This window comes from Luteimonas sp. WGS1318 (genome assembly GCF_043187535.1).
Classification (GTDB): domain Bacteria; phylum Pseudomonadota; class Gammaproteobacteria; order Xanthomonadales; family Xanthomonadaceae; genus Luteimonas.
In genome coordinates, this window is sequence record NZ_CP171131.1 from 2996871 (window position 1) to 3019096 (window position 22226).

The 22226-nt window shown below is 70.1% G+C and carries 18 protein-coding genes; 12 read left to right on the plus strand and 6 right to left on the minus strand.

Annotated elements, in window-relative coordinates; translation table 11 throughout:
* Positions 1 to 11: 11 nt before the first annotated feature.
* The 3 genes from rsmB to def form a co-directional block, all read right to left on the minus strand.
* Complete coding sequence (gene rsmB / locus ACF3M1_RS13605; RefSeq protein ID WP_394001504.1) at positions 12 to 1307, minus strand: 16S rRNA (cytosine(967)-C(5))-methyltransferase RsmB; 1296 nt, start codon at positions 1305 to 1307, stop codon at positions 12 to 14.
* 1 nt (position 1308) lies between these two features.
* Positions 1309 to 2235: a methionyl-tRNA formyltransferase gene (gene fmt, locus ACF3M1_RS13610; RefSeq protein WP_394001506.1), complete on the minus strand. Its 927-nt coding sequence runs from the start codon at positions 2233 to 2235 to the stop codon at positions 1309 to 1311.
* A 140-nt stretch (positions 2236 to 2375) separates the two neighbouring features.
* Positions 2376 to 2891, minus strand: a complete 516-nt coding sequence (gene def, locus ACF3M1_RS13615; RefSeq protein WP_394001508.1) for a peptide deformylase — start codon at positions 2889 to 2891, stop codon at positions 2376 to 2378.
* A gap of 134 nt (positions 2892 to 3025) precedes the next feature.
* On the opposite strand from def, the gene ACF3M1_RS13620 reads away from it, so the two are divergent.
* The 11 genes from ACF3M1_RS13620 to ACF3M1_RS13670 all read left to right on the plus strand — a co-directional run bounded on the left by ACF3M1_RS13620 (position 3026) and on the right by ACF3M1_RS13670 (position 18837).
* Positions 3026 to 4183, plus strand: a complete 1158-nt coding sequence (locus ACF3M1_RS13620) for a LysM peptidoglycan-binding domain-containing protein (protein WP_394001510.1) — start codon at positions 3026 to 3028, stop codon at positions 4181 to 4183.
* Between the two features lie 156 nt (positions 4184 to 4339).
* Entirely contained in the window at positions 4340 to 5476 is a 1137-nt protein-coding gene (gene dprA / locus ACF3M1_RS13625; protein ID WP_394001512.1) for a DNA-processing protein DprA, read from the plus strand.
* A 32-nt stretch (positions 5477 to 5508) separates the two neighbouring features.
* On the plus strand, positions 5509 to 5982 hold the full coding sequence (locus ACF3M1_RS13630) for a DUF494 family protein (protein WP_096210642.1): 474 nt from the start codon (positions 5509 to 5511) through the stop codon (positions 5980 to 5982).
* A gap of 163 nt (positions 5983 to 6145) precedes the next feature.
* Positions 6146 to 6844 (plus strand): GYF domain-containing protein, encoded by a 699-nt coding sequence (locus tag ACF3M1_RS13635; RefSeq protein ID WP_394001515.1) that lies wholly within the window; start codon positions 6146 to 6148, stop codon positions 6842 to 6844.
* A gap of 43 nt (positions 6845 to 6887) precedes the next feature.
* On the plus strand, positions 6888 to 7859 hold the full coding sequence (locus tag ACF3M1_RS13640; protein ID WP_394001516.1) for an RDD family protein: 972 nt from the start codon (positions 6888 to 6890) through the stop codon (positions 7857 to 7859).
* A 151-nt stretch (positions 7860 to 8010) separates the two neighbouring features.
* Positions 8011 to 10557, plus strand: coding sequence for a DNA topoisomerase I (locus tag ACF3M1_RS13645; protein WP_394001518.1), 2547 nt, complete (start codon positions 8011 to 8013; stop codon positions 10555 to 10557).
* A gap of 16 nt (positions 10558 to 10573) precedes the next feature.
* Positions 10574 to 11143: a Sua5/YciO/YrdC/YwlC family protein gene (locus ACF3M1_RS13650; RefSeq protein ID WP_394001520.1), complete on the plus strand. Its 570-nt coding sequence runs from the start codon at positions 10574 to 10576 to the stop codon at positions 11141 to 11143.
* 224 nt (positions 11144 to 11367) lie between these two features.
* Complete coding sequence (gltB, locus tag ACF3M1_RS13655) at positions 11368 to 15834, plus strand: glutamate synthase large subunit (RefSeq protein ID WP_394001522.1); 4467 nt, start codon at positions 11368 to 11370, stop codon at positions 15832 to 15834.
* Positions 15835 to 15994: 160 nt separating this feature from the next.
* A complete protein-coding gene (locus ACF3M1_RS13660; protein ID WP_394001524.1) occupies positions 15995 to 17479 on the plus strand; it encodes an FAD-dependent oxidoreductase in 1485 nt (494 codons plus the stop codon).
* A 78-nt stretch (positions 17480 to 17557) separates the two neighbouring features.
* Positions 17558 to 18202 (plus strand): hypothetical protein, encoded by a 645-nt coding sequence (locus tag ACF3M1_RS13665; protein WP_394001526.1) that lies wholly within the window; start codon positions 17558 to 17560, stop codon positions 18200 to 18202.
* Entirely contained in the window at positions 18199 to 18837 is a 639-nt protein-coding gene (locus ACF3M1_RS13670; protein WP_394001528.1) for a hypothetical protein, read from the plus strand. The genes ACF3M1_RS13665 and ACF3M1_RS13670 overlap by 4 nt, the downstream gene beginning before the upstream one ends.
* Positions 18838 to 18846: 9 nt before the next feature.
* On the opposite strand, the gene ACF3M1_RS13675 is transcribed toward ACF3M1_RS13670, so the two are convergent.
* The gene (locus tag ACF3M1_RS13675) at positions 18847 to 19341 is read right to left on the minus strand and encodes a methyltransferase family protein (protein WP_394001530.1); all 495 of its coding nucleotides are present in this window, start codon (positions 19339 to 19341) and stop codon (positions 18847 to 18849) included.
* Positions 19331 to 20107, minus strand: a complete 777-nt coding sequence (locus ACF3M1_RS13680; RefSeq protein ID WP_394001532.1) for an SDR family oxidoreductase — start codon at positions 20105 to 20107, stop codon at positions 19331 to 19333. Before ACF3M1_RS13680 ends, ACF3M1_RS13675 begins: the two co-directional genes overlap by 11 nt.
* 61 nt (positions 20108 to 20168) lie before the next feature.
* On the opposite strand from ACF3M1_RS13680, the gene ACF3M1_RS13685 reads away from it, so the two are divergent.
* A complete protein-coding gene (locus ACF3M1_RS13685; protein WP_394001534.1) occupies positions 20169 to 20411 on the plus strand; it encodes a hypothetical protein in 243 nt (80 codons plus the stop codon).
* 22 nt (positions 20412 to 20433) lie between these two features.
* Here ACF3M1_RS13685 and ACF3M1_RS13690 read toward each other — a convergent pair whose 3' ends face one another.
* Entirely contained in the window at positions 20434 to 22005 is a 1572-nt protein-coding gene (locus ACF3M1_RS13690) for an SDR family NAD(P)-dependent oxidoreductase (RefSeq protein WP_394001536.1), read from the minus strand.
* Positions 22006 to 22226: the final 221 nt, after the last annotated feature.

A 22226-nucleotide genomic window follows, 5' to 3' on the forward strand; every position in this document is an offset into this window, starting at 1 on the left:
CGCGTGCGCGCTCAGCGCAGACGCGTCAGGCGCGCGTAGAAGAAGCCGTCCATGCCCGATTCGCCCGGCAGACGCTGGTGGCCGGCGCCGGTGTCGCGACCGAAGCGGTCGTCGAGCGGCGCGAGCGTGAAGTCCGCATGGCGCGCGAGGAAGGCTTCGACTTGTGCCGCGTTCTCGCGTCGCAGGATCGAACACGTCGCGTACAGCAGCGTGCCGCCCGGCGCGACGACCGCGGCCAGCGCATCGAGCAGCTGCGCCTGCAGCGCGGCGAGCGCATCGAGATCGGCGGGGCGCCGGTGCAGCGGCACGTCGGGCTGACGACGCACGATGCCGGTCGCCGAGCACGGCGCATCCAGCAGCACGGCGTCGAATGGCGTGCCGTCCCACCACCGCGCGGCATCCAGGGCATCGGCGGTGCGCACGTGCGCCTGCGCGCCGATGCCCAGCCGCTTGAAAGTCTGCTCGATGCGCGCAACGCGCGGCGCGGCGATGTCGATCGCCAGCAGGCGCAGCGTGGGATCGCGTTCGAGCAGATGTGCGCTCTTGCCACCCGGCGCGGCGCAGGCATCGAGCACGCGCGCGCCGGCCGCCGGCTGCAGCGCATCGGCCACACGTTGCGCGGCGCCGTCCTGGATCGACACGTCGCCATCGGCGAACCCCGGCAATGCATCGACCGGCACCGGCGTCGCGAGGCGCAATGCATCGGGCATGCCGTTCGGCACGTCGGCCTGCAGCCCCACCTGGATCAGGCGCGTGTAATAGGCATCGCGCGTGCCGCGGCGCGCGTTGACGCGCAGCCACTGCGGCGCCGCGGCGGCGCTGGCGGTGAGGACCGCCTCGACATCCTGCGGCCAGTCGGCGCGCACTTCGGCGAGCAGCCAGGTCGGCCATGCCGCATCCGCCGCGGCGGTCGGCAGGCCGTCTTTCTGCGCGCGTCGCAGCAGTGCATTGACCAGATTGGCCTGGTGCGCACGACCCAGCAGGCGCGCCGCATCGACAGTGGCGTTGAGCGCGGCGTGCGCCGGCAGGCCCATCGGATCGAGCTGGGCGAAGCCGGCATAGAGCAGCGCGCGCAGCGGCGCATCGCGCACGCCGGGCGGTCGCGGCATCCAGCGCGCCAGCGCCGCGGCATAGCGGCCCTGGTGGCGGACCGCGGCGAACGCCATCGCTTCGACCAGCGCGCGGTCGCGCACGTCGTCGATGCCGGCCAGCGCCGTCGAGAGTTCGGCCTTCAACGAGCGCCCGTGATGCAGCACCGCATCGATGACGCGCGCCGCGACCAGCCGCGCCTGTGCGCCGTGGTCCACGTCAGACGCCGGCGTTGCGCAGGTCGCTGCGCGCGTTGAGATAGTCGGCGACGTCGATCGTCCGGCCCCCGGGGCGCTGCACGCGCTGCAGGCGCAGCGCGCCTTCGCCGCAGGCGATGTCGATGCCGTTGCGACCGGCGAACAGCACGGCGCCCGGCGCCTGGGCATGGGCCAGCGACAGCGCCGTGGCGGCGTGGATGCGCAGTCGCTCACCCGCGACATCGGCCTCGGCCACCGGCCAGGGATCGAACGCGCGCACCGTGTCGGCCAGCGCGCGCGCCGGACGCATCCAGTCCAGCCTCGCCTCGGCCTTGTCGAGCTTGCGCGCGTAGGTGGCGCCGGCCTCGGATTGCGGTTCGGGAATCGGACGCATGCCCGCGCGCAGCAGGCCCAGGCCGTCGACCAGCACCTGCGCACCCATCCCGGCGAGCCGGTCGTGCAGGCGGCCGCCGGTGTCGTCGGCCTCGATCGGCGTCGCCTGGCGCAGCAGCACCGGGCCGGTGTCGAGGCCCTTCTCCATCTGCATCAGGCAGACGCCGGTCTGGGTATCGCCGGCCTGGATCGCCCGCTGGATCGGGGCGGCCCCACGCCAGCGCGGCAGCAGCGAGGCGTGCACGTTCCAGCAGCCGAACTTCGGGATGTCGAGCACCGCCTGCGGCAGCAGCAGGCCGTACGCGACCACGATCATCAGGTCCGGCTCCAGCGCGCGCAGCGCATCCTGCACGTCGGCGCCTTTCAGGGTGTCCGGCTGGCGCACGGTCAACCCGCGTTCGAGCGCGGCCTGCTTGACCGGCGACGGCGTCACCGCGCGTCCTCGGCCCGCGGGACGATCGGGCTGGGTGTAGACCGCGACCACCTCGTGGCGCGCATCGGCCGCCAGCAGCGAGGGAACGGCGAAATCGGGGGTGCCGGCGAAAATGATTCTCATGGTGGGGGATTCGGAATTCGGGACGGGGGATTCGAAAAAGCGGGCTGAGGCGAGCGGCGGAGATTCGAGCGCGGGCCGAGGACCCAGACGCCAGCAATGTCGTTTCGAATCCCCAATCCCGAATCCCTAATTCCGCCTGCCTATTCCCGGCCCTTCCTCAACTTCTCGAGCTTCTTCAGCGCGCGGTCGCGCTTAAGGGGCGAGAGGTAGTCGATGAAGAGCTTGCCGTCGAGGTGGTCGAGCTCGTGCTGCACGCAGGTCGCCAGCAGGCCGTCGACGGTCAGTTCGAAACGCCCGCCGTGCCGGTCGAACGCCTCGACGACGATGCCGTCGGCGCGGGTGACGTCGGCGAACACGCCGGGAATCGACAGGCAGCCTTCGGTGTGCACGCGCAGATCGGCCGAGCGGTCACGGATGGTCGGGTTGACGAACACCAGCGGCTGGTCACGGGTCTCGGTGACGTCGATCACCATGAAGCGCTCGAACACGTCGACCTGGGTCGAGGCCAGGCCGATGCCGGGCGCTTCGTACATGGTCTGGAACATGTCGTCGAGCAGGCGCTGGAATGCGGGATCGGCGAAGCGCTCGGTGGCGACCGGAGCCGCGGTCTTGCGCAGCGCGGCGTCGGGATATTCGAGAATCGGAAGCAGGGACATGGCGTCGAACAGCGAAGGCGGTCACAGCCGTGAAGGCGGGACGACATTGTAGCGTGCGGCGCACTTGCGTCCGCGCGATCGTTTCAGGCTATATTGCGCCGCTGTAAGGGGAAAACTTCAAGGGGAGCAACAAGATGGCCGGCAGGCTTCAGCGCCTTTCAAGGTCGCTTCGCACGGTTTGCGCCGTCGCGCTGCTGACCGTCACCACATACGCGGCCGCGCAACAGATGCGCGGCGACCATCCCGAGACCTATGTCGTGGTCCGCGGGGACACGCTGTGGGGGATCGCCGGGCGGTTCCTCGACCGGCCCTGGCTGTGGCCGGAGATCTGGCAGGCCAATCCGCAGATCGCGAACCCGCATCTGATCTATCCGGGCGACGTCATCAGCCTGGCCTACCTCAACCGCGTCACGATGCAGCCGGGCCCGCGCGCACCGACCGAGGCGCCGATCAACGCGATCTCGCTGTCGGACATCGAGCCGTTCCTGAAGAACCGCCGCGTCGTGTTCGACTTCGAGCAGCTGCCCTATGTGGTGTCGGCCGAAGACATGCGTCTGCGTGGCAGCGTCGATCGCGACATCTACGTCGCCGGTCTTGACGCCGCCCAGCCGGGCGAGCGCTACGCGATCCAGCGTGCGGCGACCGAGTTCTACGGCGCCCGTCGCGCCCGTGACCTCGATTTCCGCGGCAAGCGCATTCCCGGCGAGAGCCACCTCTGGGGCCAGGTGACGCCGCGCCTGCGCGGCCAGGACGCGTTCCTCGGCTACGAGATGGTGCAGATGGGCGTGGCCACCGTGGTCCGCGGGCCGACCCCGGACAGCGCGATGACCACGCTGACGCTCGACGACGACGGCTTCGAAGCGCGTCCGGGCGACCGCCTGGTGCCGGTGAACCCGCAGCCCTACGACCTGCAGTTCTTCCCGCATCCGCCGAGCGCCGACGCGATCGCCGCCGACGCCCAGGTGCTGGCCGTGGCCGATGCCCTGATCACCGGCGGACCGCGCGACGTCATCGCGATCTCGGCCGGTCACCAGAACGGCGTCGACAACGGCACGGTGTTCTCGGTCTGGCGCGAAGGTCCGCACGTCGTCGACCGCGTGCGCCACCCGAACACCTCGCGGATGACCGATTCGCCGAACGCCGGCAGCCGTCGCGAGCGCATGCCCGACGAGTACGCGGCCCACGCGATGGTGTTCCTGACCTTCGACTTCGTGAGCTACGCGCTGGTCATGGAAGGCACCAAGCCGGTGCAGACCGGTTACCGCCTCAAGCACCCGGACGCACCGTACTGAGCGACGCGCGGCCTGCGCCGCGCCCGCCCGATCCCACAACGGCGCCCTCGGGCGCCGTTGTGCGTTTCCGGATCCGTCGGCCCCCGGGCTATCCCTACGCGGCCGGAGCGGCGACGCCGACTGCCGGCCACCGCGCGCGCCGCCTAGCCTTCCCGGATGCCCCACCGATCCGACGACGACGCCAGCGCATTGCTGGCACTGATCCATGCCGGCGGTGCAGGCGCGCCACGTCGGCAACTGCTCGAACAGACGGAACGTCCGCTGGCCGCCCTCGACGCCGGCCCCGACGTCTGGCGCGCCGCCGGTCTCGACGGTGCGCAGCGGCGCGCGATGGCCGCCCCGGGTCCCGGTGTCGACCACGCAAGGCGCTGGCTGGACACCGGGCCGCTGCGTCGCCTGATCGGCTGGCACGACCCCGACTACCCCGAACTGCTGCGCCGCGCGCCCAATCCGCCACTGGCGCTGTTCGTCGAGGGCGATCCGCTGCTGCTCTGGCGGCCCGGCATTGCGATCGTCGGCAGCCGCGCGCCGACGGCCGGCGGACGCGACAACGCCGCGCACTTCGCACGCCACTTTGCCGCCAGCGAACTGGCGGTCGTCAGCGGCCTCGCCAGCGGCATCGATGCCGCCGCGCACGAGGCGACGCTCGCAGCCGGCGGCGCCACGGTGGCCGTGCTGGGCAGCGGCATCGACGTGCCCTATCCGCGCAGCAATACCCGCCTGCATGCCCGGATCGCGGCCGGGGGCGCGGTGGTCAGCGAGTATCCGCCTGGCACACCGGCCCGGCGCGAGCAGTTTCCCAGCCGCAACCGCATCGTCGCCGGTCTGGCGCTGGGCACCCTGGTGGTCGAGGCCGCGTACCGCTCGGGTGCGCTGATCACCGCGCGTCTGGCTGCCGAGTCCGGACGCGAAGTCTTCGCGATCCCCGGCTCGATCCACAACCCGATGGCCCGCGGCTGTCATCGCCTCCTGCGCGACGGCGCCCAGCTGGTCGAATCACCGGACGAGGTCACCGCGGCCCTGGGCCCGCTCGCCGCCTCGCTGGCCGGCGCCTTGCGTGCCCGGCTCGGCGCCCCCATCCAGAGCCCCGGAACGACGCGTCACAATGCTCCGGCCGACCCCGACCCCGACTACAACCGGTTGTGGAAGGCACTGGCCTTCGACCCAAGCGGTATGGATGACCTGGTGGCCCGCAGCGGATTGACGGTGGCCCGTGTGTCGGCCATGCTGCTGGTCATGGAGCTGGATGGACGTGTCGAAGCCGCACACGGTCGGTATTCCCGAAAGTCCTGACACACCGCGCCCGAGGGCGCAGGCCGGGGGAAATGAAAGAAAGCATCCTGGATGTCCTGCTCTACCTGTTCGAACACTATTTCACCGAGGACGCGGATCTCGCGCGCGATCGGGACTCGCTCCAGAGCGGCCTGCTCCAGGCCGGCTTCAGCCCCGCCGAGGTCAGCAAGGCCTTCGACTGGCTCGATGCGCTGGCCGACCAGCGCCCCGCCCTGCCCGCCGTACGTGCCGACGGCCCGACCCGGATCTATGCCGGACCGGAGCTCGACCGGCTGGACGTCGAGTGCCGGGGATTTCTGCTGTTCCTCGAGCAGCATGGCGTGCTCGATGCCGACCAGCGCGAACTCGTGCTCGACCGGGCGATGGCGCTCGACCAGGACGAGCTGGACCTCGACGACCTGAAATGGGTCGTGCTGATGGTGCTGTTCAACCAGCCCGGCAGCGAGGCCGCCTACGCGTGGATGGAAACCCAGATGTTCGTCGACGAGCCCGAGCCGGTGCACTGAGTCGCGTCGAGCGCGACCGGGAAGGCGCCCTGTGGGCGCCTTTTTTGCTGCGCGCGCGGCGTCAGCGCGCCATCTGAACGGGTAGCATGACCGCCGGGGACCGCCGTGCATCCAGCTCACTGCATGCACGGCCGGGGATGATATTGACCGGACAGGACATCCGATGACACAACCGTGGTACTGCGCCGCCGGCGCCCACCGGCATGGCCCACTCACGGGCGATGCGCTGGTGCGCCTGCACCAGGAGGGCCGTATCCGCGCCGACACCCCGGTCTGGCGCGAGGGCCTGGACGACTGGCGCCCGCTGTCCGCGATGGCCGCAGAACTCGGTCTGGGCGCGTTGCCGCCCCCACTGCCGAGCGGCACCACGCCTCACCCGCCCCGGCGCGGCCTGCACGGCGCCTGGATCGCTGTCATCGTGCTCGCCGTCGTGGCCGTCGTGGCGGTTCCGCTGATCGCGATCATGGCGGCGATCGCCATCCCCGCTTACAACGACTACACCGCGCGCAGCCGGATCGCCCAGGCGATCGCGCCCGCCGAGCCGCTGAAGCACGCGGTCGCGCAGGCGGTGGCGGACGGCGTCTGCCCCGCGCTGCTCGAGGCACCGCACGCGCCCGCCCTGGATCCGGACGACGCAATCGCGGACGCGCTGGCCTCGCTGCGCGCCTCACCCGGCATCGCCTCGGCCGAAGTGGCGCCTGACCCGGGCACGGGCGACTGTGTCATTTATATCGGCCTCGGCGATCTGGGCAATGCGCAGGTCGACGGCCTCCGACTCAACCTGGTGCGCTCCGACACGGGTCGCTGGGACTGCTACACCAAGGCCCCCGCGCGCCTGCTGCCGGCGCATTGCCGGCGCTGAGTCGCCTTTTCCTCCGATCGACCTTCGCAACCGGATGTTCCCGATGACCGACTGGTACTACGCCGATGCTTCCAACGCCCGCCAGGGCCCCGTGCCGACCGCGGAGCTGCTGCGCCTGCGGCAGGCCGGCCACATCGGTGACGCGACGCTGCTGTGGCGCGACGGTCTGGTGGAATGGACGCCGCTGCGCGACCTGGCTGCTGAGCTGGGCAGCGACGCGCAGGCCGTGCCCCCGCCCGATGCCTGGGCGCTGGAAGCGACCGAGCCCACCGCCCGCGACGACGCCCCGCAGCCCGGCGATGCCGATCCCTGGCGGCCGGTGACCGAGCGCGAAACCGCGCCCCAGGCCGGGTTCGGCCAGACGGCGGCAAGCTCCCCGTACGCACCGCCGACCGCGCCGGTGGACCGCCCGGACGCCGTGGTCCATGGCGGCGAGATCGTCTACGCAGGATTTCTGAAGCGCGTCGCGGCCTATGTCATCGACGGCCTCATCGTCGGCGTCGCCGGCATGCTCGTCGGCGGCCTCGTGGGCGGCGTGATCGGCGGCCTGATGGCGGTCAGCGGCGCCTTCGGCGACATGGGCCTGGTCCTGATCCAGGTGGTAGCCAACCTGCTGTCGATCGTGATCACGGCCGGCTACTACGCCTGGTTCCACGCCTCGCGCTCGATGGCGACGCCCGGGAAGATGGCGGTCGGGATCAAGGTGGTGCGCCTGAACGGCGAGCGGATCTCGCTGGCCCGCGGCATCGGCCGCTACTTCGCAACCCTGCTCAGCGGCCTGATCCTCGGCATCGGCTTCCTGATGGCCGGCTTCACCGCGCGCAAGCAGGCCCTGCACGACATGATCTGCGACACCCTCGTGGTCGACAAATGGGCCTTCACCGCGACCCCGGAGCTGCAGCGCCGCGAGCTGGGCACCGTGACCGTGGTGGTGCTGGCGATCTTCGGCGTGCTGCTGGCCCTCGGCCTGCTGGTTTTCCTCGTCGCGGTGGGCTGGGCGATCAGCTCGCGCTGAACCGCAGCGGTGGACATCGCTTGACACGTTGGCCCGCGCGTGATTCCACTATAAAAGCAACCGACCGCCCGGGGCCTGTCCCCGGGCGTCGTCATCTTCACCTTCTTTACGGGCGCGCCGGCCACCGGCGGGCCCCGGGACCTCGCCCGCCATGGCCAAGAACCTCCTCATCGTCGAGTCGCCCGCCAAGGCGAAGACGATCAACAAGTACCTCGGTGCCGATTTCCAGGTGCTCGCCTCCTATGGGCACGTGCGTGACCTGATCCCGAAGGAAGGTGCGGTGGATCCGGAGCACGGCTTCGCGATGCGCTACGACCTGATCGAGAAGAACGAGAAGCACGTCGAGGCCATCGCCAAGGCGGCCAAGAACGCCACCGGCATCTTTCTGGCGACCGACCCGGACCGCGAGGGCGAGGCGATCAGCTGGCACATCGCCGAAATCCTGAAGGAACGCGGCCTGCTCGAAGGCCGCGATCTGCAGCGGGTGGTGTTCACCGAGATCACGCCGCGGGCGATCAAGGAGGCGATGCTCAAGCCGCGTTCGATCGCCGGCGATCTGGTCGATGCCCAGCAGGCGCGCCGCGCGCTGGACTACCTGGTCGGTTTCAACCTGTCGCCGGTGCTGTGGCGCAAGGTGCAGCGCGGCCTGTCCGCCGGCCGCGTGCAGTCGCCGGCGCTGCGCATGATCGTCGAGCGCGAGGAGGAGATCGAAGCCTTCATCGCGCGCGAGTACTGGAGCATCGAGGCCGAGTGCGCGCATCCGTCGCAGACCTTCACCGCGCGGCTCAACAAGCTCGACGGCCAGAAGTTCGAACAGTTCACCGTGACCGACGGCGACACCGCCGAGGCCGCACGGGCACGCATCCAGGCCGCGGCGCAAGGCGCGCTGCACGTCACCGATGTCGGCGCCAAGGAGCGCAAGCGCCGCCCGGCCGCCCCGTTCACCACCTCGACGCTGCAGCAGGAGGCCTCGCGCAAGCTCGGCTTCACCACGCGCAAGACCATGCAGGTCGCGCAGAAGCTCTACGAGGGCGTGGCGATCGGCGACGAGGGCACGGTCGGCCTGATCACCTACATGCGTACCGACTCGGTGAGCCTGTCGCAGGATGCGTTGAGCGAGATCCGCGACGTGATCGCCCGCGATTACGGCACCGCCTCGCTGCCGGACAAGCCCAACGTCTACGCCACCAAGTCCAAGAACGCGCAGGAGGCCCATGAAGCCGTGCGTCCGACCTCGGCGCTGCACACGCCCACCCAGGTCGCGCGCTACCTCGGCGACGACGAGCGGCGCCTGTACGAGCTGATCTGGAAGCGCGCCGTGGCCTCGCAGATGATCCCGGCCACGCTCAACACCGTGTCGGTTGATCTGGCCGCGGGCAGCGAACACAGCTTCCGCGCCAGCGGCACCACGATCGTCGTGCCGGGCTTTTTGGCCGTCTACGAGGAAGGCAAGGACAGCAAGGCCAAGGAAGACGAGGACGAGGGCCGCAAGCTGCCGCAGATGAAGCCGGGCGACCGCGTGCCGCTCGACCGCATCCTCGCCGAGCAGCACTTCACCCAGCCGCCGCCGCGCTTCACCGAAGCGGCGCTGGTCAAGGCGCTCGAGGAATACGGCATCGGCCGGCCGTCGACCTACGCCTCGATCATCCAGACGCTGCAGTTCCGCAAGTACGTCGAGATGGAAGGCCGCAGCTTCCGCCCGAGCGACGTCGGCCGGGCGGTGTCGAAGTTCCTCTCCAGCCACTTCACCCGCTACGTCGATTACGACTTCACCGCCAAGCTCGAGGACGAGCTCGACGCGGTCAGCCGCGGCGAGGAGGACTGGATCCCGCTGATGGAGAAGTTCTGGGGCCCGTTCAAGGAACTCGTCGACGACAAGTCGGAATCCGTCGACCGCAACGAGGCGACCGGCGCGCGCGAGCTCGGCACCGACCCCAAGACCGGCAAGCCGGTCAGCGTGCGCCTGGGCCGGTTCGGGCCGTATGCGGCGATCGGCAGCACCGCCGAGGACGCCGAGGACAAGCCCAAGTTCGCGTCGCTGCGTCCTGGCCAGAGCATGCACACGATCTCGCTCGAACAGGCGCTGGAACTGTTCCTGATGCCGCGCGCGCTCGGCACCGACAAGGGCGAGGACGTCAGCGTCGGCATCGGCCGCTTCGGCCCGTTCGCCAAGCGCGGCAGCGTCTACGCCTCGCTGAAGAAGGAGGACGATCCGTACAAGATCGATCTCTCGCGCGCGGTCTTCCTGATCGAGGAGAAGGAAGAAATCGCGCGCAACCGGATCATCAAGGAATTCGACGGCAGCGACATCCAGGTGCTCAACGGCCGCTTCGGCCCGTACATCAGCGACGGCAAGCTCAACGGCAAGATCCCCAAGGATCGCGAGCCGGCGACGCTGACGTTCGAGGAGGTGACGAAGCTGCTCGAGGAAACCGGCAAGCCGGTGCGCAAGGGCTTCGGCAAGAAGGCCCCGGCGAAGAAGGTCGCGGCGAAGAAGGAACCGGCTGCCAAGAAGGCCGCGACCAAGAAGGCGCCTGCGAAGAAGGCTGCAAAGAAGACCGCCAAGAAGGCAACGAAAAAAGTCGCGAAGAAGGCCGTCGCCGCCGCGCCCGAGCCCGAGAAGCCGCTGCTCACGCCGGCGAAGGTCGTGCCCGGCAAGAAGCGCGTGGTGAAGGCGACGGACGACGCTCCGTTCTGACCGGACCCGTCGCGCCATGCCTTCGCCGTCGCGCCTCGACGCCGTCGCCGCCGCTGCCGTGCTCGCACGCGGCGGCGTCGTCGCCTACCCCACCGAAGGCGTGTGGGGGCTGGGCGGCGACCCGTTCGATGCGCACGCGGTCCAGCGCATCCTCGCGATCAAGGGCCGGCCCGCCGACAAGGGCGTGATCCTGATCGCCGGCGATCGCGCGCAGCTGGACCGCATCGTCGACTGGACGCGCCTGGATGCCGCGCGTCGCGACGCGGTGTTCGACTCCTGGCCCGGGCCCAATACCTGGGTGGTCCCGGCCCGCATCGACGTGCCGGCCTGGATCACCGGCGTCCACGACAGCGTTGCCGTGCGCGTCAGTGCGCATCCCGAGGTTGTCGCCCTGTGCGCAGCCTGGGGCGGTGCGCTCGTGTCGACCAGCGCCAACCGGTCCGGTCAGCCAGCGGCCGCAACCGTCGATCAGCTCGACCCGCAGCTGATCGCCGAACTCGACGGCGTGCTGGCCGGCGAGACCGGCGGCCGGCTGCAGCCGTCGACGATCCGCGATGCCGCGACAGGCGCAGTACTGCGGGGCTGAACGCGCCTCCGCCGCCCCGCGAGCAAGCGGCACGATCCTGAGCGACGCGACCCGCTGCCCGCGCAGCGAACGTTGCAGTTGCAACGAAGAATTCCCACGGTTTACGCGGTTGTCGCACCGCACAATCTATGCTCTAGTCGATGGCCCGGCGTGGACGCGTTGCCGACAGGATCTGGCGCACCGATTCCCGCGTCGGCCCCTTTTTCCACGGCGTGACGACACGAATGACGACGATGCGGGCCAGTCCGGATCGGGGTCTCTACGACCCCAGCGATGAACGCGATGCCTGTGGCTTCGGCCTGATCTCGACGATCGGCGGCGAGGCCTCACGCGATGTCGTCGACGGCGCGCTGCAGGCGCTGTCGCGCATGGCCCATCGTGGCGGCATTGCGCCCGACGGCCTGTCCGGTGACGGCTGCGGGGTGCTGCTGTACGGCATCGACGCTTTCGTCGCCACGCTGGCCGGCGAGGCCGGCGTGGCGTTGCCGGACGGCCTGCGTGCCGCCGGCATGGTGTTCCTGCCGCGCGACACCGATGCGGCGCGCGCCTGCCGCGACGGGCTGGAGGCGACGCTGCGCGCGGCGGGCGTCAGCGTCGCGGGCTGGCGCGTGGTGCCGGTCGACATCGCCGCCTGCGGCGACCTGGCGCGCCGTTCGATGCCGCACATCGAGCAGGTGTTCGTCAGCGGCAACGGCGACGATGTCACCGCATTCGAGCGCGTGCTCTACCTCGCCCGTCGCCGTGCCGAGCAGGCGCTTCGCGAACACGAAGAGTTCTACGTCGTCGGCCTGACGCCCGGCCTGCTCGGCTACAAGGGCATGGTGCTGCCGAGCCATCTCACGCAGCTGTTTCCGGATCTCGGGCGCGCAGATCTCGCGGCGAAGACCGTCGTCTTCCATCAGCGCTTCTCCACCAACACGCTGCCGCGCTGGCCGCTGGCGCACCCGTTCCGGCGCCTCGCGCACAACGGCGAGATCAACAGCATCGAGGGCAACCGGCGCTGGGCGCAGGCGCGCCGCGGGGTGTGGGCGTCGCCGCATCTGGACATCGGCGAGTTCGAAGAAACCGTGGCCATGCACGGCTCCGATTCGCAGACGCTCGACAACATGCTCGAGTGGCTGCTGCTCGGCGGCATGGACCTGCTGCAGGCGATGCGCATCCTGATGCCGCCCGCCACCCAGTCGCTGGAATACAAGGACGCCGATCTCGCGGCGTTCTACGAGTACTACGCGATCAACTCCGAACCGTGGGACGGACCGGCCGGCGTGGTGATGTGCGACGGCCGCCATGCCGCGTGCACGCTCGACCGCAACGGCCTGCGCCCCGCGCGCTGGACGCTGTCGCAGGACGGCATCTTCGTCATCGCATCCGAGGCCGGCGTCTGGGACGTCGCGCCCGAGCGCGTCAAGGCCAAGGGCAAGCTGGGCCCGGGCGAGATGATCGCGATCGATCTGACCACCGGCACCCTGCTCGACAACGACGCGATCGACGAGGTCAATCGCGCGCGCGCGCCGTACAAGCAATGGCTCAAGCGCGGCATGAGCTATCTGCACACCGAACTGATCGATCCCGCACTCGCCGCCGAACCGTTCGCGCCCGACACCCTGCTCGCGTTCCAGAAGCTGTTCCAGCTCACCCGCGAGGAACAGGAATCGGTACTGCGGCCGCTGGCCGAAACCGAGCAGGAAGGCATCGGCTCGATGGGCGACGACGTGCCGATGGCGGCGATCAGCCAGCGCGTGCGGCCGCTGTACGACTGCTTCCGCCAGGCGTTCGCGCAGGTCACCAATCCGCCGATCGATCCGCTGCGCGAAGGTGCGGTCATGACGCTGTCGACGCAGATCGGCCGCGAGGGCAACATCTTCCTCGACCGCGCGGAGAACGTGCACCACGTGCTGTTGAACTCGCCGGTGCTGTCACAGCGCAAGCTGCGCCAGCTGCTGGCGCTGCCGCGCTTCGCCGAATCCAACCGGCTGCTGGATCTGTATTTCGACGCCGACACCGAGACGCTCGAAGGCGCGCTGCATCGCCTGTGCGCGGAGGCCGAAGCCGCGACCCGGGCGGGCGTCGAGATCCTGCTGCTCAGCGACCGCTACCCGAAACGCGGCACCGTGCCCGTGCACGCACTGCTGGCGACCGGTGCGATCCACCTGCATCTGGTACGCGCGGGCCTGCGCTGCGACGTCAATCTCGTCATCGAAACCGGCACCGCGCGTGACCCGCACCACTTCGCCTGCCTGATCGGGTTCGGCGCGACGGCCGTCTATCCCTACCTCGCGTTCCAGACGCTGCATGCGCTCGGCCGCCGCGGCGTGCTGGCGACCAAGGTCGGCAATGAGCATCTTCAGCTCGGCCGCAGCTATCGCCGCGGCATCCGCAAGGGCCTGCTGAAGATCATGTCCAAGATGGGCATCGGCAGCATTGCCAGCTATCGCGGCGCGCAGCTGTTCGAGATCGTCGGCCTGGCGCCCGAAGTCGTCGAGCTGTGTTTCGAAGCGACCCCGTCGCGCATCGGCGGCGCCGGTTTCGCGCGTCTCGAAGCCGACGCGCGCCATCTCGCCGAACAGGGCTGGGACGATGCCGCGCTGCCCGAGCCCGGCGGCCTGCTGCATTACGTGCACGGCGGCGAGTACCACCAGTTCAATCCGGACGTGGTGACCTCGCTGCAGCGCGCGGTGCTGACCGGCGAGCGCGAGGACTGGAAGCGGTATTCGGATTTCGTCGACGCGCGTCCGCCTGCCGCGCTGCGCGATCTGTTGCGCCCCAGGGCCGCGACGCCGATTGCGATCGACGAGGTGGAGCCCGTCGCCTCGATCGTGCGCCGCTTCGACTCGGCGGCGATGAGTCTCGGTGCGCTGTCGCCCGAAGCGCATGAAGCGTTGGCGATCGCGATGAACCGTCTGGGCGGGCGCAGCAATTCCGGCGAAGGCGGCGAGGATCCCGAGCGCTACGGCACCGATCGCCGCAGCAAGATCAAACAGATCGCATCGGGTCGTTTCGGCGTCACGCCGGAATACCTGATCAATGCCGAAGTGCTGCAGATCAAGGTCGCACAGGGCGCCAAGCCCGGCGAAGGCGGCCAGTTACCCGGCAGCAAGGTCAATCCGCTGATCGCGCGCCTGCGCTACGCCAAGCCGGGCATCGGCCTGATCTCGCCGCCACCGCATCACGACATCTATTCGATCGAGGATCTCGCGCAGCTGATCTTCGACCTGCGCCAGGTCAATCCCGACGCGCTGATCTCGGTGAAGCTGGTCAGCCATGCGGGCGTCGGCACGATCGCCGCCGGCGTGGTCAAGGCCGGCGCGGATCTGATCACGATCTCCGGCCACGACGGCGGCACCGGTGCGAGTCCACTGGGCTCGATCCGCTACGCCGGCGCGCCGTGGGAACTGGGTCTGTCGGAAGCGCGGCAGGCGCTGCAGTTCAACGACATGCGCGGCCAGGTGCTGCTGCAGACCGACGGCGGTCTGAAGACCGGTCTCGACGTCATCAAGGCCGCGATGCTCGGCGCCGACACGTTCGGCTTCGGCACTGCGCCGATGATCGCGCTGGGCTGCAAGTACCTGCGCATCTGCCATCTCAACAACTGCGCGACCGGCGTGGCCACGCAGGACGAGCGCCTGCGCGCGAACCACTACAAGGGCCTGCCCGAGCGGGTGGAGACGTTCTTCCGCAACGTCGCCGAAGACGTGCGCGAACACCTGGCCGCACTCGGCGTGCGTTCGCTGGACGAGATCGTCGGCCGCACCGATCTGCTCGAGCAGCACCTGCGCCACACGCGAGACGCGGTCGACATCGATCTGTCGATGCTGCTGCGCCGCGATCCGGACAAGCCGCTGTCGTACTGCGGCACGCCGGCGCTGCAGGCGCCGCCCGATGGCCTGGCCGCGGCGCTGGAGGCGCGCGTGTCGAAGGCGATCGAACGCGGCGACGGCGGCACGTTCGACTTCGACATCCGCAACACCGACCGCAGCATCGGCACGCGCCTGTCGGGCCTGATCGCGCGTCATCACGGCAACACCGCGATGAGCGATCGCCCGGTCACGCTGAACCTGCGCGGCACCGCCGGGCAGAGCCTCGGCGCGTTCAATGCCGGTGGCCTGCACATCGATCTCGAAGGCGACGCCAACGACTACGTCGGCAAGGGCATGGCCGGCGGCCGCATCGTGCTGCGCCCGCCCGCGGGCAGCGTGTTCGAATCCCGCAACACGCCGATCCTCGGCAACACCTGCCTCTACGGCGCGACCGGCGGCGAGCTCTATGCCGCAGGCCGCGCGGGCGAACGCTTCGGCGTGCGCAACTCGGGCGCGGTCGCGGTCATCGAAGGCGCCGGCGATCACTGCTGCGAATACATGACCGGCGGCGCGGTCGCGGTGCTCGGCCGCATCGGCCTCAACTTCGGTGCCGGCTTCACCGGCGGCATCGCCTACGTGCTCGATCTCGATCGCGATTTCGTCGACCGCTACAACCACGAACTGATCGACATCCTGCGCGTCACGCCCGAAGCCTTCGACAACTACCGCTCGCACCTGCGCGATCTGATCGAGACCCACGCCCGGCTGACCGGCAGCGCCTGGAGCGCGCGCCTGCTCGACGAGTTCCGCGATTTCGTCGGCAAGTTCTGGCTGGTCAAGCCCAAGGCCGCGAGCCTGGAGGCGCTGGCGGAAGATCTGAGGCGGGCGGCGTGATGGAGAGCCGGAATTGGGAATTCGGGATTTGGGATTCGGTGCTGCGGTTCTCCGCGATCGCATCCCCTCCGTTTGCGCCCGATCGATCATCGGCAACGGTGAAGCCTGCGCTCGCGGAGCGCTGTTTTTCCGAATCCCAAATCCCGAATTCCAAATCCCCATGACCAAACGCGACGTCTTCCGCTTCCTCAACGAGCCCCGCGAGATGCCGGGCAAGGTGCCGCTCGCGCTGCGCACCGACGGCGACTGGAACGAGCTCTACGGCCGGTTCGAGGACCGCGACGCGGCGCACCAGGCGGACCGCTGTCTCGACTGCGGCAATCCGTACTGCGAAGCCAAGTGCCCGGTGCACAACTACATTCCGAACTGGCTGAAGCTGGTGCAGGAAGGCCGCGTGCTCGAAGCCGCGGCGCTGTGCCACGAGACCAATCCGCTGCCCGAGATGTGCGGCCGCGTCTGTCCGCAGGACCGGCTGTGCGAAGGCGCGTGCACGCTCGACGACGGCTTCGGCGCGGTGACCATCGGCGCGGTCGAGAAGTACATCGTCGACACCGCGTTCGCGCAGGGCTGGCGGCCGGATCTGTCGAAGGTGGTCCCCACCGGCCAGCGCGTGGCGGTGATCGGCGCCGGCCCGGCCGGCCTCTCTTGCGCCGACCGTCTGGTGCGCGCCGGCATCGCCGCCGTCGTCTACGACCGCTACGAACAGATCGGCGGCCTGATGCAGTTCGGCATCCCCAGCTTCAAGCTCGACAAGTCGGTGATCGCGACGCGCCGTGAGGTGCTCGAAGGCATGGGCGTGGAGTTCCGCCTCGGCGTCGAGGTCGGCCGCGACGTCGAACTCGATGCGCTGCTGGCCGAATTCGATGCCGTGTTCGTCGGCACCGGCGCCTATCGCTACACCGACGGCGGACTGCCCGGGCAGGACCTGCCGGGCGTGCTGCCCGCACTGCCGTTCCTCGTGCACAACGGCCGCATCGTCACCGGCGGCGATACCTGGGGCCGACCGATCGCCGGCTGGGAAACCACGCTGACGCTGCCGAAGCTCGAGGGCAAGCGCGTGGTGGTGCTCGGCGGCGGCGACACCGGCATGGACTGCGTGCGTTCGGCTGTGCGCCTGGGCGCGGCCAGCGTGACCTGCGCCTATCGCCGCGACGAGGCCAACATGCCGGGCTCGGCGCGCGAGGTCGGCAACGCGCGCGAGGAAGGCGTGCGCTTCTTGTTCAACCGCCAGCCGCTGGCGATCGACGCCGGCGCCGACGGCGAGGTGGCCGGCGTGCGCGTCGTGCAGACCCGGCTCGGCCCGCCCGATGCGAACGGCCGGCAGCGCGCCGAACCCGTGGCCGGCAGCGAATCGCGGATCGAGGCGGACGTGCTGATCATCGCCTTCGGTTTTTCGCCGGTGCTGCCGGACTGGCTGGCCGCGCGCGACGTCGTTTCTCAGGGCAATGGTCGCATCCGGGTCGGCGGCGAACGTCGCCTGCCCTACCAGACCGCACATCCGAAGGTCTTCGCCGGCGGCGATGCAGTGCGTGGCGCCGACCTGGTGGTCACCGCGGTGCAGGAAGGCCGCGACGCCGCGGCCAGCATCGCGCGGATGCTGCGCCGCGCGGACGCGGCGCGCGGGTCCGCGCTCGACGCGGCCTGAGCCGGATTTGCTGAATCCTCCGGGTCGCCGCGCAGGCCCGGATTTCCCTCAGGCGGGCGTCCATCGCATGATGGCGGCATGCGCGCCCTCCCGATCCTCACCCTCGCCCTGACGTTCGCACCCGCGTTCACGGCCGGCGCCCAGGCCCAAGACGATGTCCGCGTCTACCGCTGCACCGACGATCGCGGCCGGGTCGCGTTGCGCGATTCGCCCTGCGACAGCGGCCAGCAGCAGGAGGTCCGCACGATGCTGCGCCCGGTCGACGGCACCCCGATCGAGCGTCCGGCGCCACCACCACCTGCGGCGCCATCCGCTCCCGCGCCGCAGATCGTCGTGGTCAACGCACCGCAGCCCATGTACCGCTGCGTGCGGCCGGACGGCAGCGACTACACCAGTGATTCCTCCGAAGGCAATCCGCGCTGGGTGCCGCTGTGGACGCTGGGCTACGGGCCGCCACGCGGGCGCCCGCCGCAAACGGGACGCCCGCCGGATTACGGCGGTGGCGGCCGTCCGCCGCGTGCCGGCATCGGCTATGGCGGCGCGGGCACCTGGGTCCGGGACGACTGCCGGCCGATGCCCCAAGGCGAGGTCTGCAGCCTCATCGGCGAGCGTCGGGAAGCCATCCGGCAGCGGTTCTTCAACGCCCAGCCCACCGAGCGGGCCGAGCTGCGCCGCGAGGAGACCGCGATCAACGCGCGCCTGGCCCAGGACTGCCGGCGTTGAGCGGTGCGCGGCGCCTGGCGGCGCTCGGCCTCGTCCTGCTCGCCTCGGCGCTGATGTCCGCGCCGCCGCCCGGATACGCCGAGCCGACCGTGATCTACCGCTGCACCGCGCCCGACGGCGAGGTGATCTTCCAGAACGGCACGCCGTGCACGGCCGGCCACCAGCAGCAACGCCGGGTGATCGACATCGCCGCGCCGCTGCCCGCGTTCGTGCCGGCGCCCGCGCCGCCGGAGCGCGTGCCGGCCGTGCCACTGATCTCGACCATGCCCGCGCCGGCCCCGGCGGACGCGGACGTCGACGCCGGCCCGCGATCCCCGCCCCCTGCGCTCTACGCCTGCCGGGTCTACGACAACAGCACCTACTGGCGCGAGGACGATGCGCCGCCCGCGCGATGCCGGCCGCTGCAGACCGTCGGCATCGGCGGCGTGCCGGGCGTGGGCGCCGGACAGGCCTGCGAGCGCCACGAGGACGTCTGCACGGCGGTGCCGGCCGACGACCTGTGCCGCGCCTGGGACGCCCGCGTGCGCGAGGCCGAATTCCGCTGGCGCTTCGGTGACGGCAGCGGCCGCGAATCCGCCCGCGTGGAGTACGAGCGCCTGTTCAAACAGCTGCAGGAGAGCGCCTGCCCGGGCTGACGATGCCGGTCAGAGCCAGCGACGCACCGCGGTCCGGTACGCGGCGTAGTCCGCGCCGAAGCGCGCCTGCAGACGGGCCTCTTCGAACGGAATGATCGCGTACTGCAGCGCCAGCACCGGCAGTGGCAGCAGCGCCAGTGCCCACGGCAGATCGAGCATCAGCGCCAGCCCGATGTAGGCCATCACCTGGCTGACGTAGATCGGGTTGCGGGTCAGCCGGAAGGGGCCGGCCAGGATCAACCGTGCGGGCGTGTGGGCCGGAATGATCGTGGTGCGTCGACGCACGAACAGCGCGAACGACCACAGCGCCAGCACCAGCGAGCTGTTGGCCAGCACCGTGCCGGCCATGTACAGCGCCGGCCGAACGTACTCCGGCGGCAGCGGCAGGCCCAGCAGGTGCTGCAGGCCCGCACCGGTGAGAAACGCGAGCACGCACTGCACCGGCGAGGTGCTGCGCACCAGGAACGGCGCGCGCGGCGCGGCGGAGGCGGAATCAGAAACCATGGCGCAGGAACCCGCCGTCGACGGCGATGCATTCGCCGGTGATATAGGCCGCCGCCGGCAGGCACAGGAACGCGACCGCGGCCGCGACCTCCTCGGGCTCGCCGATCCGCCCCATCGGCGTGCGCAGCAGCACCTCGTCGAGATAGTCGGGGTCGGCCAGCGGCTCGGACGTGCGGCGGGTGCGGATGTACCAGGGCGCGACCGCGTTGACGCGCACGCCGTCCTCGGCCCATTCGACCGCGAGGTTGCGGGTCATCTGGTGCAGCGCGGCCTTGCTCATGCCGTAGGCGGCGCCGGTGCGCACGTGGGTCAGGCCCGACACGCTGCCGACGTTGACCACGCTGGAGGTCGCATGCTGGGCCAGCAGCGGATGCGCGTAGCGCGTGAGCTCGAACGCGCTGAACACGTTGACCTCGAAGATCTCGCGCCACTCGTCCTCGGTGTAGTCGGTGGCGGCGCGCTGGGCGTTGCCGCCGGCGTTGTTGACCAGGATGTTGAGGCCGTCGCCCTGGTCCTCGACCCAGTCGAGGATCTCCCTGCGCTGGTCCTCGTCGACGACATCGGCGATCAGCGCGCGCACGTCGCTGCCGGGCAGCTCGTCGAGCAGATCGTCGCGGGTCGCCTCCAGCGCATCGCCGTTGCGGCCGACGATCAGCACGGTGGCACCAAAGCCCAGCAGCTCGCGTGCGATCGCGCGGCCGATACCTGCGCTGCCGCCCGTCACCAGTGCCAGTTGCCCATCCAGGCGCCAGCGGTTCGGATCCATCGAATTTTCCCGGTTTGCGTCGGCGTTAGGATAGCGCCGAGCCCGTCTGCTGGAGTGCCACATGCCCACGCCATCCCTGTTGTCGCGTTCCCGCCGCGCGTCCGTGGCCGCCGTCTTCGCGCTGTTCGCCTGCACTGCGTGCACGCCGCCGCCGGACGCACCGACCGAAAAACCGGTCGAGCCGCAATCGACGCAACTGCGCGATGCGATCCGCGAACCGCTGGATACTGCGCGCGACACCCAGCACACGCTGGACGACAACGCCGCGCGTCAGCGCCAGGCGATCGAGGACGCCGGCGGCTGAGCAGCCCCGGCGTTCCGACGGCTCACCAGTCCGTCGGCCTGTAGTCCTTGAGGAACTGGCCCCAGACGTGGGTGCCGGTGTTGAGGCCGTCGATGATCGGATCGACGATGCGCGCCGCGCCGTCGACGATGTCGAGCGGCGGATGGAAGCGCTCCTCGACGATCTTGCGCTCGGCGATCTCCACCGGATCCTCGTCGGTCACCCAGCCGGTGTCGACGGCGTTCATGTGGATGCCGTCGCCGTGGTAATCCGCGGCCGAGGTGCGCGTCATCATGTTGAGCGCGGCCTTGGCCATGTTGGTGTGCGGATGCTTGGTGGTCTTGAAGTTGCGGTAGAACTGTCCCTCGACCGCGGACACGTTGACGATGTGCTTGTCGCGTTCGGGCGTGCGCAGCATCAGCGTCTTCAGACGCGCGTTGAGGATGAAGGGCGCGACCGCGTTGACCAGCTGTGTTTCCAGCAGTTCGACCGCGGGCACTTCATCCATCTGCAGGCGCCATGAGTTGCGTCCGCGCAGATCGACCTGCTGCAGATCCTTGTCGACGCGGCCTTCCGGGAACAGATGCGCCTGGCCGACCAGTTCGTCGGCGAGCAGTGGCACCTGCGACAGTTCCGCAGCGCGCGCGAGACCGGCGCGGCCCGCACTGCTCTCGACCAGCGACTGGCTGCCGCCCGGCAGCAGATCGGCCGCGCGCAGGCCCTCGTAACCGCCGACCAGCTTGCGGACGTGCTCGGGCAGCGTGTGCAGCGCCGCGGTTTCGCCGGCCATCATGTGCGCGTAGAACGCCGGCGGACGACGCACGGTCTGGCAGGCGTTGTTGACGATGAAGTCGAGCCGGTCGCGGGTGGCGACGAGTTCGGCGCAGAACGCCTCGACGCTCGGCGTGTGGCGCAGATCGAGGCCGAACACTTCCAGCCGGTGGCCCCAGTCGGCGAAGTCCGGCTCCTGCGCGTAGCGCTGCGCGGAGTCGCGCGGAAAGCGCGTGGTGACGATCAGCGAGCAGCCCGCGCGCAACAGCTTGAGACCGGCCTGGTAACCGATCTTGACCCGGCCGCCGGTCAGCAGCGCGACGCGACCGGTGAGGTCGGCGGTCTCGGTGCGCTTGAGGAAATTGAAGTCCGCGCAGCTCGGGCACAGCTGATCGTAGAAGTGATGGATCTGCGTGTACTTCTGCTTGCAGACGTAGCAGTGAAGCAGTTCCGGCGACTCCGCGTAGCGCGGTTCTTCGGGTGCGGCATTGCGCGGATCGTGCTGGCCGGGCGGCTGCGGCGGGAAGTAGTTCGGCGTGGTGAAGACCGGCTTGCTGCGCAGCACGCGGATGCCGGTCTGGTCGAGCAGCGCCTCGGTGCGGCGCGCCTTCTCGCGGTTCGCCTCGCGCAGCGCTTCCTTGGCCTGCTTGCGCCGCGCACGCGGCTCCGGGTGGTGCACGACGGCGACCGCCTGCAGCAGGCGAATGCGGGCCTCGTCGGGCAGGCCGTCGAGCACGCTGCGGTCGTCGCGGATCGCCTCGAGCAGTTCGTACGCGATGCGTGCGCGCTGCGGCAGGGAGTCATCGGCGTCGGATGCCGGAGGCGGTGTGGCGGTCGAGTTCAAGAGCGTGTCCGTGGGGCGTGCGCGACATCTCGGGCGCTGGGCGCCGGTGTCGAGCGAGGAAGTGTGCGGTGCATCGGCGGGTCGGCCGTCGCGGGCGTGGAGCGGTCACGACAGCGGCGCGAGGCGCCTGGTACGTGACCGTGCCGGGATCGGATGGGATCCGCGACCGGGGCATTTTCGCCGATTGGCGAGGTCTGTGCCATCGGGGGCTGGGCGAGGTA

Bases quoted from the DNA above. Each gene is read 5' to 3' on its own strand.
- fmt (WP_394001506.1), bottom strand. From the start codon at position 2,235: ATGAGAATCATTTTCGCCGGCACCCCCGATTTCGCCGTTCCCTCGCTG.
- def (WP_394001508.1), bottom strand. From the start codon at position 2,891: ATGTCCCTGCTTCCGATTCTCGAATATCCCGACGCCGCGCTGCGCAAG.
- ACF3M1_RS13620 (WP_394001510.1), top strand. From the start codon at position 3,026: ATGGCCGGCAGGCTTCAGCGCCTTTCAAGGTCGCTTCGCACGGTTTGC.
- dprA (WP_394001512.1), top strand. From the start codon at position 4,340: ATGCCCCACCGATCCGACGACGACGCCAGCGCATTGCTGGCACTGATC.
- ACF3M1_RS13630 (WP_096210642.1), top strand. From the start codon at position 5,509: ATGAAAGAAAGCATCCTGGATGTCCTGCTCTACCTGTTCGAACACTAT.
- ACF3M1_RS13635 (WP_394001515.1), top strand. From the start codon at position 6,146: ATGACACAACCGTGGTACTGCGCCGCCGGCGCCCACCGGCATGGCCCA.
- ACF3M1_RS13640 (WP_394001516.1), top strand. From the start codon at position 6,888: ATGACCGACTGGTACTACGCCGATGCTTCCAACGCCCGCCAGGGCCCC.
- ACF3M1_RS13645 (WP_394001518.1), top strand. From the start codon at position 8,011: ATGGCCAAGAACCTCCTCATCGTCGAGTCGCCCGCCAAGGCGAAGACG.
- ACF3M1_RS13650 (WP_394001520.1), top strand. From the start codon at position 10,574: ATGCCTTCGCCGTCGCGCCTCGACGCCGTCGCCGCCGCTGCCGTGCTC.
- gltB (WP_394001522.1), top strand. From the start codon at position 11,368: ATGACGACGATGCGGGCCAGTCCGGATCGGGGTCTCTACGACCCCAGC.
- ACF3M1_RS13660 (WP_394001524.1), top strand. From the start codon at position 15,995: ATGACCAAACGCGACGTCTTCCGCTTCCTCAACGAGCCCCGCGAGATG.
- ACF3M1_RS13665 (WP_394001526.1), top strand. From the start codon at position 17,558: ATGCGCGCCCTCCCGATCCTCACCCTCGCCCTGACGTTCGCACCCGCG.
- ACF3M1_RS13675 (WP_394001530.1), bottom strand. From the start codon at position 19,341: ATGGTTTCTGATTCCGCCTCCGCCGCGCCGCGCGCGCCGTTCCTGGTG.
- ACF3M1_RS13680 (WP_394001532.1), bottom strand. From the start codon at position 20,107: ATGGATCCGAACCGCTGGCGCCTGGATGGGCAACTGGCACTGGTGACG.
- ACF3M1_RS13685 (WP_394001534.1), top strand. From the start codon at position 20,169: ATGCCCACGCCATCCCTGTTGTCGCGTTCCCGCCGCGCGTCCGTGGCC.